The organism is Streptomyces sp. NPDC002889, from assembly GCF_042888425.1.
In the GTDB taxonomy this organism is placed as follows: Bacteria; Actinomycetota; Actinomycetes; order Streptomycetales; family Streptomycetaceae; genus Streptomyces.
Genome location: NZ_JBIAPT010000037.1, coordinates 47,447 through 60,794, shown reverse-complemented (window position 1 = coordinate 60,794; position 13,348 = coordinate 47,447). Strand labels below are relative to the sequence as shown.

The 13,348-nt window shown below is 68.1% G+C and carries 10 protein-coding genes and 5 pseudogenes; 8 read left to right on the top strand and 7 right to left on the bottom strand.

Annotated features, from left to right (window positions below):
• Nucleotides 1-259: 259 nt before the first annotated feature.
• Nucleotides 260-1,054, top strand: a complete 795-nt coding sequence (locus ACFYWI_RS35815; protein WP_389239969.1) for an intradiol ring-cleavage dioxygenase — start codon at nucleotides 260-262, stop codon at nucleotides 1,052-1,054.
• Nucleotides 1,055-1,497: 443 nt separating this feature from the next.
• Here ACFYWI_RS35815 and ACFYWI_RS35810 read toward each other — a convergent pair whose 3' ends face one another.
• Entirely contained in the window at nucleotides 1,498-2,514 is a 1,017-nt protein-coding gene (locus ACFYWI_RS35810; protein WP_389239968.1) for a zinc-dependent alcohol dehydrogenase family protein, read from the bottom strand.
• 254 nt (nucleotides 2,515-2,768) lie between these two features.
• On the opposite strand from ACFYWI_RS35810, the pseudogene ACFYWI_RS35805 reads away from it, so the two are divergent.
• A pseudogene (locus ACFYWI_RS35805) lies at nucleotides 2,769-3,013 on the top strand (helix-turn-helix domain-containing protein); the annotation flags it as partial.
• A gap of 403 nt (nucleotides 3,014-3,416) precedes the next feature.
• On the opposite strand, the gene ACFYWI_RS35800 reads toward ACFYWI_RS35805, so the two are convergent.
• The gene (locus tag ACFYWI_RS35800) at nucleotides 3,417-4,229 is read right to left on the bottom strand and encodes a DUF2382 domain-containing protein (protein ID WP_389239967.1); all 813 of its coding nucleotides are present in this window, start codon (nucleotides 4,227-4,229) and stop codon (nucleotides 3,417-3,419) included.
• Between the two features lie 1,416 nt (nucleotides 4,230-5,645).
• Here ACFYWI_RS35800 and ACFYWI_RS35795 point away from each other — a divergent pair.
• Nucleotides 5,646-5,789, top strand: a pseudogene (locus tag ACFYWI_RS35795) (CBS domain-containing protein); the annotation flags it as partial.
• Between the two features lie 227 nt (nucleotides 5,790-6,016).
• Here the strand turns inward: ACFYWI_RS35795 and ACFYWI_RS35790 are convergent.
• Nucleotides 6,017-6,223 (bottom strand): hypothetical protein, encoded by a 207-nt coding sequence (locus ACFYWI_RS35790; RefSeq protein WP_389239966.1) that lies wholly within the window; start codon nucleotides 6,221-6,223, stop codon nucleotides 6,017-6,019.
• A gap of 388 nt (nucleotides 6,224-6,611) precedes the next feature.
• Between ACFYWI_RS35790 and ACFYWI_RS35785 the strand changes: the two genes are divergently transcribed.
• Nucleotides 6,612-7,388 (top strand): VOC family protein, encoded by a 777-nt coding sequence (locus tag ACFYWI_RS35785; RefSeq protein WP_389239965.1) that lies wholly within the window; start codon nucleotides 6,612-6,614, stop codon nucleotides 7,386-7,388.
• 60 nt (nucleotides 7,389-7,448) lie between these two features.
• Here the strand turns inward: ACFYWI_RS35785 and ACFYWI_RS35780 are convergent.
• The 3 genes and pseudogenes from ACFYWI_RS35780 to ACFYWI_RS35770 form a co-directional block, all read right to left on the bottom strand.
• A pseudogene (locus ACFYWI_RS35780) lies at nucleotides 7,449-7,622 on the bottom strand (GNAT family N-acetyltransferase); the annotation flags it as partial.
• Between the two features lie 868 nt (nucleotides 7,623-8,490).
• The gene (locus ACFYWI_RS35775) at nucleotides 8,491-9,012 is read right to left on the bottom strand and encodes a hypothetical protein (protein WP_389239964.1); all 522 of its coding nucleotides are present in this window, start codon (nucleotides 9,010-9,012) and stop codon (nucleotides 8,491-8,493) included.
• A gap of 162 nt (nucleotides 9,013-9,174) precedes the next feature.
• Nucleotides 9,175-9,735: a hemerythrin domain-containing protein gene (locus tag ACFYWI_RS35770; RefSeq protein WP_389239963.1), complete on the bottom strand. Its 561-nt coding sequence runs from the start codon at nucleotides 9,733-9,735 to the stop codon at nucleotides 9,175-9,177.
• Nucleotides 9,736-10,591: 856 nt separating this feature from the next.
• On the opposite strand from ACFYWI_RS35770, the gene ACFYWI_RS35765 reads away from it, so the two are divergent.
• The 4 genes and pseudogenes from ACFYWI_RS35765 to ACFYWI_RS35750 all read left to right on the top strand — a co-directional run.
• Nucleotides 10,592-10,807, top strand: a complete 216-nt coding sequence (locus tag ACFYWI_RS35765) for a CsbD family protein (RefSeq protein WP_389239962.1) — start codon at nucleotides 10,592-10,594, stop codon at nucleotides 10,805-10,807.
• A gap of 357 nt (nucleotides 10,808-11,164) precedes the next feature.
• Complete coding sequence (locus ACFYWI_RS35760; protein ID WP_389239961.1) at nucleotides 11,165-11,440, top strand: hypothetical protein; 276 nt, start codon at nucleotides 11,165-11,167, stop codon at nucleotides 11,438-11,440.
• Nucleotides 11,440-11,860, top strand: a pseudogene (locus ACFYWI_RS35755) (CBS domain-containing protein). The gene ACFYWI_RS35760 and the pseudogene ACFYWI_RS35755 overlap by 1 nt, the downstream one beginning before the upstream one ends.
• An 86-nt stretch (nucleotides 11,861-11,946) precedes the next feature.
• Nucleotides 11,947-12,214 (top strand): annotated as a pseudogene (locus ACFYWI_RS35750) (IS110 family transposase); the annotation flags it as partial.
• 290 nt (nucleotides 12,215-12,504) lie between these two features.
• Here ACFYWI_RS35750 and ACFYWI_RS35745 read toward each other — a convergent pair.
• The gene (locus ACFYWI_RS35745) at nucleotides 12,505-12,945 is read right to left on the bottom strand and encodes a hypothetical protein (RefSeq protein ID WP_389239960.1); all 441 of its coding nucleotides are present in this window, start codon (nucleotides 12,943-12,945) and stop codon (nucleotides 12,505-12,507) included.
• Between the last annotated feature and the right edge of the window lie 403 nt (nucleotides 12,946-13,348).

The following is a 13,348-nucleotide window of genomic DNA, read 5'->3' as shown; positions in this document are numbered from 1 at the left end:
AGGACGGACGAACTCCCACTCGGCATCCGACAGTTCATGGCGACGTATCACCCGACCATGATCCACCACGCAAGATCATTTGACGACAGACCCTAATGCGCTAGCAGCCTCCACCAACGACGCGCAGGCTTCCGGCATCGGCTGCGCAACGCCGCCCGCTTGTTCGAGACGCTGTAAGCCGCGCCGACACCGGATCCGGATGCGCTTGGCCAAAAAGGAGTTGTTGTCATGGACATGTCCTATGACTACGTTGTCAGTCATGAGCGAAAACCCCCAGCCCCATGGCGAGCCGTCCAACGGCCGCGAGAACACATCCCGCCGCGCGGTACTCACCGGACTCGGCGCCTCCGCACTGACCCTGGCCGCCGCAGGACTCGCGGCCCCCGAGGTGCTCGGGAAGAGCCCGCAGGACAGAAGGGCGCCGGCCGCGGCGGCACTCGAGGCCGCGTGCGTACTGACACCCGAACAGACAGAAGGCCCCTACTACCTGGATCTGGAGACGGTCCGCAAGAACATCACCGAGGGCAAGGCCGGTGTGCCCCTCACCCTGCGCACCACGGTCGTCGACACCAGGACCTGCGCCCCGCTCCCGAACATCGCCGTCGACATCTGGCAGTGCGACGCGATCGGGAAATACTCGGGCTATGTCGCCGGCGGCTCGACGCCCGACACCACGTTTCTGCGCGGCGTACAGCTGACCGACGCCAGTGGCGTCGCCGAGTTCACCACCATCTACCCCGGCTGGTACGCGGGCCGCGCCCTGCACATCCACCTCAAGACGCATGTCGGCGGCACCGTCTCCGGCGGCGAGTACGAGGGCGGGCATGTGACCCACACGGGGCAGCTGTACTTCCCCGAGAACTACAACACCCAGGTCGCCGCCCTCGCTCCGTACCGGACCAACACGGCCCGGCGTACCCTCAACGCGCAGGACGGCATCTATCGCAACGGCGGTTCGGCGACCCTTCTCTCCATCACGCTGGTCGGCAGCACGCTCAGCCAGGGCGTCATCGGCACCGTGATCCTCGGGATCAACCCCACCGCGACTCCCTGACGGGACCCGTGCCCCCAGCGGGCCGTCATGGCGCAGCCGCCGACGGGCGGCTGCGCCGCTCCACCCCGACAACGAGGCCGACCGGCAAGCGTGTTCGGTGCGCGTGGCCGGTGCAGCACAGCGACGGGCCGGCGATCCACCACACCGACGTGTACCAGAACGCGAACTTCGACGATGTGCTCACCAGGGCCCGTGACTTCCTCGGGGCCCACCCCACCGAGGCCGTTCTGCTGAACCTGCACGGCGAGTGTGACGCGAACACCACCGAGGGCGGCAGCGGAAGCAGTTCGACAGGACACTTTGCCGACGACCCGTCGAACACCAGCGCCGCGGACCGCATCAGGGAACAGAGCACCAACATCGCGACCGTTGCGCTCCCAGTCGGGATTCCCGGTAAGTCCTTCCTGAGAACAGGGCGGCCCCAGGCGATGGAGGCGCGCGGGTCAGGGGGTGAGCAGAGCCTTGATGGCGCGGCGCTCGTCCATCGCCTTGTAGCCCTCGGCGACCTGCTCCAGGGGCAGGGTGAGGTCGAAGACCTTGCCCGGGTTGATCCGGCCCGAAAGGACGCGGTCGATCAGGTCGGGCAGGTAGCGGCGCACGGGCGCGGGGCCGCCCCGCAGGCCGACATGGGAGAAGAACAGCTCCTGCCCGTCGATCTGCACGTCGTGGGGGACGCCGACGAAGCCGACGTTGCCGCCCGGCCGGGCCGAGTGCAGGGCCTGCCGCATAGCCTGCGCGGTGCCGACGCACTCCAGGACAGAGTCGGCGCCGATCCCGTCGGTGAGGTCCTTGAGGCGGGCAACGCCGTCCTCGCCGCGCTCGGCGATGACGTCGGTCGCACCGAACTCGAGGGCAAGCTGCTGCCGGGACTCGTGGCGGCTCATGGCGATGATCCGCTCCGCGCCCTGTTCCTTGGCGGCGATCACCCCGCACAGACCGACCGCGCCGTCCCCGACCACCACAGCGGTCGAGCCGGGCTTGACCTCGGCGGCCAGCGCGGCATACCAGCCGGTCCCCATCACGTCAGAGACGGCCAGCAGACCGGGCACGAACTCATCAGCCGGGTGCTCGTCGGTGGCGACCAGGGTGCCCTGGGCGTTGGGGATGCGCACGTAGTCGGCCTGGCAGGTGCTCATGAATTCGCGGTGCAGGCAGTTGGACTGCCAGCCGTTCCGGCAGTTCGCGCAGGTGTTGTCCGAGGTGGCGAAGGAGCCGACGACGAACTGGCCGGGCTTGACCGAGGTGACCTCGCTACCGACCTCCTCCACGACACCGACGTACTCGTGCCCCATCGGGTGCGGGTCGCCGATCGGCTCCAGGCCGCGGTAGGGCCACAGGTCCGAGCCGCACACGCAGGTGACGGCCGTACGGATGATCGCGTCGGTCGGCTGGAGGATCTTCGGGTCGTCAAGCGTCTTCCAGCGGACGTCGCCGGGGGCGTAGATCACTGCTCCGCGCATGAGGGGTTCCTTACGTGCTGGGGCGTCCGATGCGGGGGCGGTACCGACCGGCGCCGAGTGCGGTTGCATGCCCGGGACGGGACCGTGCTGCTGTCCACGTGCCGGGACCGGGCACCACTTGCGCCCCCTGTGACGGCGGGGCGGGGAAGTGCCACGTCATCCAGGTAACCCGCTTTCCGCGCGGGCAGCCAGGCATCATCGAAGGGTGTGCTGCTGGTACATCCCTCCCGCGCCATGGGACGTTCGGTCGGGGTGTGGACAGCCGTGAAGAGGTCCGCGAGTTTCTGACCTCGCGGCGAGCAAAGATCACCCCCGAACGGGCCGAACTGCCCGTCGGGCCTCGGCGCGGCGTCCCCGGCCTGCGCCGCAGCGAGGTCGCAACCCTGGCCGCGGTCAGTGTCGAGTACTACGCCAAACTCGAACGCGGCAACCTGGCCGGCGTCACACCGGCCGTTCTCGAGCCGTCGCCCGCGCCCTCCAGCTCGACGAAACCCTGCGGCGCTCCCGATGCGCACCGCCGCATCAGGAGCGCTGCCACACTCCCGTCCCGCAGCCACGCGGCCAGCACGTCAGGCCCGAACCGCCGTGGACGAGGTACGCACCCGGGCGAGGGATCTTGCCGCCCGGCCGACCCCGGTTGCGGCCTGGACCATCGAGCGCATGGGCAAGCATCGCCGGCCCGGGTCGCCGACCAGCCGTCCCCCACCCACCCCGCCCCAGACGAAACCCAACATCACCACCAAAGACACTGGGCTGCCGAACCCACGCAGTTGGCAGCTGATCCGCTTGGGCGCGCCGGGCGCAGCGGTGGTGAGACCACCACCCGGCGTGCCCGTCGGCAGACCACCCTGTTCACCGGCGGGCACCAACGTTCCCCCGACGCCCTGAGGGCCGGGGTGGGCTCAGCGTCGGGGGCCGTCGTCTTCGTCGACGCTTTCGGTCTCGATCCGCTCTTCATGCGGGGGGACCTCGTGTTGGGCGTCGGGGATCTCCGGCCCGGTCAGGGCCTGTTCCCCAGTGGTGCTGCTGATCGGCTCGTGTTCCACCCGGAATTCTTCATGTCGCGGAGGGACGCTCTGCCGCTGCTCGTCGGCGACCATGTACTGGATCAGCCGTGCCCGCCCTGCGTGACGGCGTTCGGTGCCGACGCGCAGTTTCTCCTGCGAGCGCCGCGTCATTGCCTCATCGTCCCCGGAGCGGGCGATGCCCGAGGCGTCGTCGTAGTTGGGCTGCGCGGTGGGGTCGACGTGCTCTTTGCCGCTCCGGGCGATGCCCGAGGCGGTGGTGTCGTCGTAGGCGAGAGCGGTGCCGGTGGTGGTGGCGTCGGTGGTGGCCTGGGAGCCGGTGTGCGCCCATCCGCCCTGTCCGGGCTGATTGGCCTGCTGCCAGGCTTCGTCCCAGGCGATGCCGTAATGCTCGTACAGGCGGTGCTCCTCCTCCTCGGAGAGGTGGCCGCCGGCGTCGACGTCGACGTTGGGCGCGTCCTCGACTGTGTCCGCGGTATAGGGGACCTCGAGATGGTCCTCGACCATGGTGGCCTCACGTGTGGGGACGAAGGACTCCCTGGTGCCGAACAGGCCGGTCTTGACGCTGACCCATTCCGGTCGGCCGGTGACATCGTCGAGGAAGACATGCTTGGCGTCGCCGATCTTGTTCCCGTCGATGTCCTGGACGGGATGCTCCAGCACGGTGGGAATTTGCTCCTGGGTGATCATCTTGGCCTCCTGCTTCCCGTCATTGGCTACCAGGGGCGCGTAACCCGCAGGACGGGAAGAAAACGCCCTAAATGGCACGCAATCAGCTACTGCAATCGCAAAGTCCAGGGAGCTGGAAGTTCACGGCGCAGCGTTCGTGGTTACCCGTACGGCGTGGCACCGATGTGGCAGCGAAAGCAGTATGGCCAGCGCCAACGTGCCGGTCGTGGGGCGGATCGGGAGTCAGGGGGTAGGCGGCTGACACCTGGCGCTGGGTTCAGGAGCTGAGGGAGCCCGTTCGTCGGCAGGGCATACCGAACACGTCAGCGGATCCGGCAACTGATTTGTCGCCCACGCCGTCAATGCGCGGCCCCAGCACCATCATGGCTGGTGCGCACAGCGTGGAAATCACCTGGACAAGGTGTTCGCGCACGAGGTGGCCGACGCGGGAGTAGGCAGCAGCCGAGTCGGGACCATGAAGCCCTTCCGTACCGCTCATGCTCCTCACCGGGAGGGCTCGGCAGCCACCCTGAGCGTCTTCAGACCTCAGGACGGTCGACCGACCGTCAATGCGACAGCCGTCACGACAGCTTGTCGAGCAGATGACCACCGCGGTCCGGCCGCACTCACCTGCGCGCTCGACGATGCCGTTCTGGCCGGCCCGTTCAGGCATCTGGAGCCAGTGGGCCCCGAGCAGGGCCCCGTACCAGACGGCTTCGTCACCACGAGGTTCCACAACCGCTCAACGTGCGATCAGGAGCCCGACAACGGCGCAGCCACCATCATCATCCTCTTGGCCCAAGCCCTGGTGCAAAAAGGAGGAACCGATGCCGATCGTGCCTGGGGGTGATGCCGGGGAGCTTCACCACAGGGAGCGCATCCGTCCCGTCGGCTCGGCGAGCACCTTGACGGCTGCCGGTCCGCAGGCTCGCGAGGCCGAATTGAGGTAGGCAGGTCATGTGAACGGCAATAGGGCTGGACGGAGCGGTGGCTCGTCGGCGCAGTGTGATCTGTGCGGTGCTCCTGCTACGGAGGAGCAGGGGCTTTGCACGCACGTACCGGACTCTTCGTTCATCCACCCACGAGACCCCTCGCTCGACGGCGGACGGCTCGTGGTGGGGTGCTCGCCGGAGCACTTGACGGAATTGGTAAAGCGGAGCGGAGAACGCCCGTTCGTGGACGCCGAGCTATGGGCAGGGAAGGTGGCCCGCGCGATGGCGGCCCATCCACGGGGACTCAGCCTCTATGCGCTCGCCGTCGAAACAGGCCTGGGTCAAGACCAGATCACCCGGGCTGCCTTCTGGGCCGCGCAAGCTCCGGACCCATCTCAGGGCAGCCCCGCCAGTCCCGATGAGCGATGACCCGCGCTCCCTCGCCCGTACCGCGCTCGGCGTTGGCCGTCGGCCTTCGGTAGCCCTACTGAGACGGCAATGCGGCTTGCGGACCATGAGCCGGCATAAGGTTCGCCGCCTTCCCGTCATCGACGGGCACACCCTGGTCGGCATCGTCTCCCAAGCAGATGTCGCCCGCGCCTTGCCTGATCCCAAGGTCGGCGACCTGCTCGAAGCAATCTCCACCTGAACCTCAGCCCGGACCCCGGCCTGCGGCTTCATTCGCGCGCCTTGGCGACCACCTCAAACTGGCCCTCCGTCATCATCCCGCACAACAGCAGGCTGGGTCGGATGCCCGTGACGCGCCAGTGTCCTCTCAGGGCGCCGCGCGGGCTGGTCACCTCGACCAGGTCGCCTTCGTTCAGAGATACGGATTCCAGGTCCGACCGGCAGAGGCGTCGGTCCAATGAGGTTGGCTCAGTAGCCGATGGTGAAGCGGCGTTGGAAGAAGCGGGGCAGCTCTGCCTCGTCGATGAGTGCGACGGCCGCGTCTTCCATGGAGATGCGGCTGCGCCCGTTCGCGTCGAGGACTGGCTGATCTGGGCCGATGCGGAATCGGGCCGTGCGCTCACCGGGGGCGATGCCCTCCGCGGGGCTGAGGTAGGTCCGCAGTCGGTTGGACATGCGCAGGACGTCTGGCGCGATGCTGGAGGAAGCAGCAGCTGACTATTGCTGGTGTCCCGCACCAGTCACTCAGCGTGCACACTCCGCAGAACTCGAGCCAGAACGCGCCGCTCTCACCTATCAACCACTGGGGTCGTGGCCGTCTGGCCCTGGGCGTCTCTGGTGGCGGTGCGGGCAACCGGATGAGTGTGTCCGTGTGTGCGCCGTGGCGACTGGCCCGGCCCTCTTTCGGTGCGTACGAAGGCGGTGCTGGCTGGGACTCTCGGGGTGTCGCGTCGAGCCGAGCGCCAGTGGCGGGTACTCTCACGGCGTTCCTCCGCCGGATGACCGCGGCGCACGAGGCGCCGGCGAGCCCCCGGGCGGCGCAGCGGAGAGGTTCGGTGTGGTCGTGGCGGTGTCCAGTGACGAGGTATTCGGTGCTCCTTGCTGGGTCAGTCTGCTGACCCGGGATCTGCGGGCGGCGCAGGGTTTCTACGGTGCCGTCCTTGGCTGGGATTTCCGGCCTGACAGGCGCGGCGAGGACTTCTGTGTGGCTCTTCGGGACGGTGCGCCGGTGGCCGGGCTGGGGGTTCTCGCTCGCCAGGCTGCGTCGGTCGCGTGGAGCCCGTACTTCGCGGTGGTTGACGCGAATGCGGCAGCCGAACGGATTCGTGAGCGCAGCGCCACCGTCGCGGTAGGCCCGCTCTCCTTCGGCAGCGGCCGGGCCGCCCTGGCCGCGGACCGTGACGGCGCAGCTTTCGGGATCTGGGAGGGCAAGGTTCAGCCGGGGTGGAGGATCGGCGCCCGCCGGGCTCCTGCCTGGCTGGAGCTGCGGACCAGGGACGCCTTTGACGCTGCCATCTTCTATGGGCAGGTTCTTGAGTGGGCAAGTGAGCGTCCCGGGTCCTGCCAGGTGGCCTACGAGCATTCTCATGTCGTCCTGCGGCAGGGCTACGACACCGTCGCGCGGATCAGCGGCGGCGCCATCGGGGCGGACCCCGACCCCCACGTCCGCCCGCGATGGCACGTCCACTTCCCAGTCGCCGACCTGGAGGCCGCCGTCGCGGAGGCCCAGCGCATGTCGGGCAGTCTTGCCTCACCCGTGACCAGCTCGGTCACTGAAAGACAGGTCACACTGTGCGACCCGGATGGAGGACTCTTCACCGTCACTGCCCCGAATAAATAGGCGGGTGGGCCGAGTGCGGACTGACGAATGCCTCGATAGGTCTGAACGTGAGCGCAGTATGCCTCGGTTGTCGAACTTGGCCTGCATGGATGCCGCCGCGGCATCGCTTTGCTCACGCGTCAGCAGTCCCCCGAGGTGTTTGCGGACTTCGGGCTCTGCGTTCGCCGCCCACGGCTCGAGGTCGGACTCCCGCCACCGGCGGAGCAGGAGACGGTCGGTACGCAGTTCGGGCATCGGCTCGCCGCTGCAGCCGGTCATGACGCTGCCGGTTCTCAGTTGCCGACCGCGTAGTCGGGGCTGGTGATCACCATCGGGGGGACCTCGATGTGGCCGCCCTGCCGCCGCTGCAAGAAGCTCGAACGGTGTCTCACTGCCGGAGGTCAGGGACTCGTCATCGATGCGTGGCGGTGACCTCTGCCGATCCCGCTGTGCTCACCCTGCTGGAGAAAATCCCTCAGACACCCCGCTGTACGTTGTGGCACCCTCGTTACTTTTGCGACCACTCTGCCCCCTTGCCCTCCACAGCGGGCGCCTGCAGGGGTGTGCGGACGGCCACGTCTGTGGGCGAAGCGTTGGACGCACCGCAGTGGGAATGTGAATGGACCGAGGCCTCCCGACGGCTAACACGGTTGGGCTCATGGATGGCGGTGTCACGCGGCCGCCCTTGGGGGCCCCAGCACATGGCTCTCGAGGCCTGACGACGACGGCAGGAGGAACAACCGTGGGCTCATCGCACGAGCAGCAGGTTCCGGTCAGCCAGTACCGCAGCCGGAGTTCCCCGCGCATGACCCAGCCGCAATCCGGGCTGGACCGGCCCTTGGCTTCGTCGTCCGTACCTTCTGTCTACGGCGCCAGGCGGCGGCGCGACCCGGCGGGCCAGCCGCCCCTCCCGGAGATGACCGACGCGAGAACGCTCCCGGGCAGTTCCCTGTCGTAGGAACCGCAAGCAGACGGACCGACGTGGGAGCTGGCGGACAGGCGACACCCGACAAGACGCTCGCGCCGTGCGGAGCCCGGGGTCCCGGGCTGCAGAACTGAAGGTCGGCACTGCGTTCCGCGAGGCGCTGAAAATGACGGCTCTCGAGCAGGCCAGCTCACTGGTTCAGGGCCCGGCCGTTTCGGCTTCAAGTAGTTCGAGCAGGGCAGCGCGATGAAGGCTGGTGATCGGGCTGAGCAGATCGGGGTGGCGTAGCAGGGGCGCGGCATGGTGATCGCGGGGGCTGGGGATGGTCAGTCGGCGTGGGTCCCCGGCGTTGCCAGCGCCGTGCTCGGTGGTGGACAAGGCGGCTTCCGCCGTGGCAGCGAGACGGGGGTCGGCGAGCAGATTCGCCGCCCAGCTAACGACGGTTTCGTCGACCCAGGTGCGCCAGGAGTGTTCCGCCTCTTCCATGTTCTGCTGCTCAGCGCCGGTGAGCGCGTCCAGCCGGTCGGAACCGCCGGGGCCCAACAGGTTCAGCAATTCAATGTCGAGCGTCGTGGGGTAGCGCAGGGCGGCGGCGACGGTGGCCGCTTGCCGTGCCTGGGCTTCGGCCAGGGCGTAGTTCAGGGCGCCGGCTGCTGCCGGGAAGGCGGTCAGCAGCCAGCGCGCGGCGGCAGCTATCACTGGCGAGAGATCACCGGGCATGTGCACCGTCCTTCACGCGCGCCCGGGCCTGTCTGTCGTGCGTGAGCCGGTCGCGCTGTCGCGTACGGCGTGTCAGCGTATGCGACCCTCCCTGACCCGTGACAGGAGCTGCGTCACAGGCGCCGGTGGGAAGCGTCCGCTCCCGACCGCCGGTGTCTGGGGTCAGGACTTGCCGCGGCCGGTGACGAAGTCACGCACGCGGTCCACCAGCCCCGCGCCCGGTGCGAGCAGCTTGTTGACGGGCGGCGTGTCGGGGGCTGAGGGATGCGGCCTGGTAGGGGCCATGGCCTTGGCCCGGCGGATCTTGTCGCCCAGGTCCTCCAGCGCATCAGGCGTACACACCTGGTGCAAAAGTGGGAACAGCTGTCCCTCTTCATCACGGATATGAGCGTTGACGTCATCCATCAGCTTCTGCAGGGTGGGGTGGAACTGCGCGTCGTCCACCCTCATCTGCTCCAGCTTCTTCATGAGCTTCTCGGCCTCGGCGTGTTCCGCGATCTCCTTGTCCGCGAGTTCCGCGCCGCCGTCGACGTGCTCGCGGACCGCCGGATACAGGTACTGCTCCTCCGCGACCGAATGCCGCACGAGCTCGATCGTGACCTCGTCCACCAAGCCACGCAGGCCAATGTCCCCGGTCGGCAGCGCCTCAATCCGGGAGAAGAGCTGCTCGACCTCGCGGTGGTCGGCCATGAGCTCCTCAATCACGTTTCCGCCATGTGCCATGCCATCTTCCTCTCACATTCGCCCAGCAGCCGGTATTGCCCGGCCATAGCCGATGCGTTCCCCGCCACCCGCCGCTGCCTACACCGTCCCGGGCAGCCCACCCGACTGGGGGCAGCCGGAAACAGCGCGACCAGGCTGCGGTGGCAGACCTGGCCCAGCACCCCGTCAAAAGGATTGGCTCGCGCAAGACGAAGCAGACACGTGCTGAACGCGGGCACCGGTTCTCGCCCGGCGGCCCGGCGCGGAGGACACCATGCGGCTGCGCACCAGCGATCCCACCGGCTCTCGGGTTGCCGGCGACCGGCCCGACTCGCTGCGGGACGGGCCGCCTTGGCCGCGGACCGTGACGGCGCGGGTTTCGGAATCTGGGAGGGCAAGGTTCAGCCTGGGTGGAGGATCGGCGCCCGCCCGGCTTCTGCCTGGCTGGAGCTACGGACCAGGGACGCCTTTGACGCTGCCATCTTCTACGGACAGGTTCTTGAGTGGGCAAGTGAGCGTCCAGGGTCCTACCAGGTGGCCTACGAGCATTCTCATGTCGTCCTGCGGCACGGCTGCGACACCGCGGATCAGCGGCGGCGCCATCGAGGCGGACCCCGACCCCCACGCCCGCCCGCGACCCAGTCGCCGACCTGGATGCCGCCATCGGAATCCGGCTCGGCGGCGGCGAGAGCGGGCAGCGGTGCCGTGCTCATCGGAGGCTGCGCCGCTGCCCGTGGCCGGCCCAGGACGACGAGGACTAGGACGAGGACGAATGCCGCCAGGGACGGGGCCGCCAGATGGCGTTTGGCAGGACCTTTCCGAGGTAGCTACATGACGTAGCCGGAGGAATCGTCGGACGCTCAAGGGGCTGATTCACGTGGCTGCACAGGGAAAGAAGATTCGCGGCAAGACCCAGGAGACCGTCGGCAAGGCCAAGCAGAAGGCCGGCGAGATGACGGGTGAGGAGAGCCTGCGCGCGAAGGGCACTTCCGACCGTTTGGCGGGCAAGACCAAGCAGAAGGCCGCGGAGACGGAGCAGACTGTCCGTGGTACGGCCGAGGAGATGAAGGGCAAGGCACGCAAGAACATGTAGGGGCGGCCCACCCTGAGAGCGGGCCCCTGGACTGCGTGTTTCCGCCGTCCCGGGGCCTTGTCGCGCCCGTCCCCCACACGTCCAGTAGCCATCGCCCATGCCGCACACTGCCGCCGCCACCGCGGCCCGTACCCCACGCCCCACGCCCCGCTCCCCAACCCCGGCAGCTGGCACCTCAGCGACACTCGAGCCCACCGCAGCGCCCCCGACTGGGGGCGGCGCCACCCCAACTTCCCAGGGCGTAGGGGCCCGTCTCCCGGCCCTAGCCGGTTCGCCAGTTTCGACGAGCGAGCCGCATAGGGATTCCGATTTGGGGCACTTCGCTATGAAGCGCCCTCAAATCGAACGGAGAATCTCATGGTCATCCAGAAGATGCACGACATAGGCATCCGCAGCGAACACGCCTACATGGCCGCCTTGGCATCCATCGGCCTCTCCATCGCCACCTGGGCAACCAGCCTCAACGCCGAACCCGGCGCTGGCATCGCCCGCGCCGACAGGTGGGGCATCTTCGTCGGCGAATGGGCCCCGACATTCTTCGGGCTCGGCCTCGCCCTGTCCCACTACGAACAGCACGACGGCACACTCACCGCGAGCGTCCACGACCTCCACAGAGAAGGGGAAGCCGCATAATGGCCAAGCAGGTCCGCGAGATCATGACGGGTACGCCTGCCGCGGTGGGACCGCAGACCGCGGTGACCGAGGTCGCCCGCCGGATGCGCGACGAAGACATCGGGGCGGTTCTCGTCGTGGAGGATGAGAAGTTGCGCGGTCTGGTTACCGACCGGGACCTGGTGGTGCGAGTCCTGGCCGAAGGCCGCAACGTCGACGACACGAGCGTGTCGGAGGCGTGCAGCGCCGACCCTGGTCGCTGTGTCCCCCGACGCCGACATCTACCGCGCCGTGCAGTTGATGCGGGAGCAGGCAGTGCGTCGGCTACCGGTCGTCGAAAACAGGCGCTCAGTGGGCATTGTCTCCCTCGGCGACCTGGCCATCGAGCGCGACCCCAGCTCCGCACTGGGCGACATCAGCGCGGCTGAACCCAACCAGTGAAATACCTCGGAAGCCTGCAGGGGACCAGCATGCAAACATGACAGGCCGGGCGTCACGCTGGCTGCGACGGGCTTAACGCCCAAGTCGTCGGCACCGCCCCCGGCCGCGACTCCGGCTGCCGCACCGGCAACTACCACCGGCCCAAGCGCTACGACCGCTGCCTGCGCTGGCTGTTCTACATGTCCGCGATGATGCGGCCCGCTCGCGGGAGTACTACCTCAAGAAGCGCGCCGAGGAGCTGATCCAACCTCGGCCTTGCTCGCACTGGCCCGCCGACGGGCGAGCGTGCTGTGGGCACTCCGTCGCGACGACCGGGTCTTCACGCCCAGCGTGCCGGTCGCGCAGACGGCTTGACTCACGCATCAGGGCTGGACGATGTCGGGTCCAGCCAGCGGCCGACGTCGGCGGGCGTGCTCCTGCGGTGCCGCGATCACGTCCCCCGGGACGACCCCGCTAGCGGATCGGCCGCGGTGTGGTGAGCGCCGCGTCCGTACAGTCCAGGTCTCGCTGGGTCTCGATCAGTTCATGCGGATACGTGGGGTGCGCTGGGGGCCGAAGGTCTCCGGCGCGATCAAGCGGCCGGAGGCCCGGACGGGGTGGACCGTCCGGGCCGCCGGAGCCGAGGCAGCAACAAGGCTGCCGCCTCAGACAGCGTCGCCGCCGTTACCGCCGGCGCCGCCCTTGACACCACCAGCGCCACCGTCACCAGCGGCACCGCCCTCGGTGCCACCGGTACCGCCGTCACCGCCGGCACCGCCCTGGTTACCACCGGTGCCGCCGTTGCCGCCGGCACCCCCCGTGTCGGCACCCTTACCCCCGTTACCGCCGGCGCCGCCCTCGACACCACCAGCGCCACCATCGCCACCGGCACCCCCCGTCTTCTTGTCGTCGTCCAAGCCGCCGGCGGGGTCCTTGGGATCCTTCTTGTTGTCGTCCTGGGGGTCCTTCTTGTTGTCGTCCTTCTTGTTGTCGCCCTTCTTGTTCTCGTCCTTCTTGTCGTGCTTCTTGCCGTGCTTCTCACCCTTCTTGTGGTCCTTCTTCTTGTTCTCGTGCTTCTTGTCATGCTTGTGGTCGTGCTTGTCCACATGCGCAGTGAGACTCACCGCCGGCGAGGCCGGCATCGGCGCCGCCATCGCGGAAGAAGCAGGAACAATGGCAACCCCGGCCATGAGAGCACCCGAAGCGAAAAACGTCGCAAGACGCAGACCCCGACGCTCGGAACGGGCACCACTGTGAGTACGAACCTGACGAGTCATGATTTTCTCCTACCGATACAAAGGGGGAATCCCTTGAAAGACACCCCGGAAACGGAACAACCAGCCGGTAAAAAGGAAAAACCCTCGGAAAGGAATTCCCTATTCACCGTCCGGCCTCACCCCTTTCCGGCGAGGCCGCACCTCCAGTACGCCCCACCCACACACCACCGTCACGTTCCGACAAAACGTGACTTGACACACCCCAAAAACATCAAGTAAAAGCCCACACACC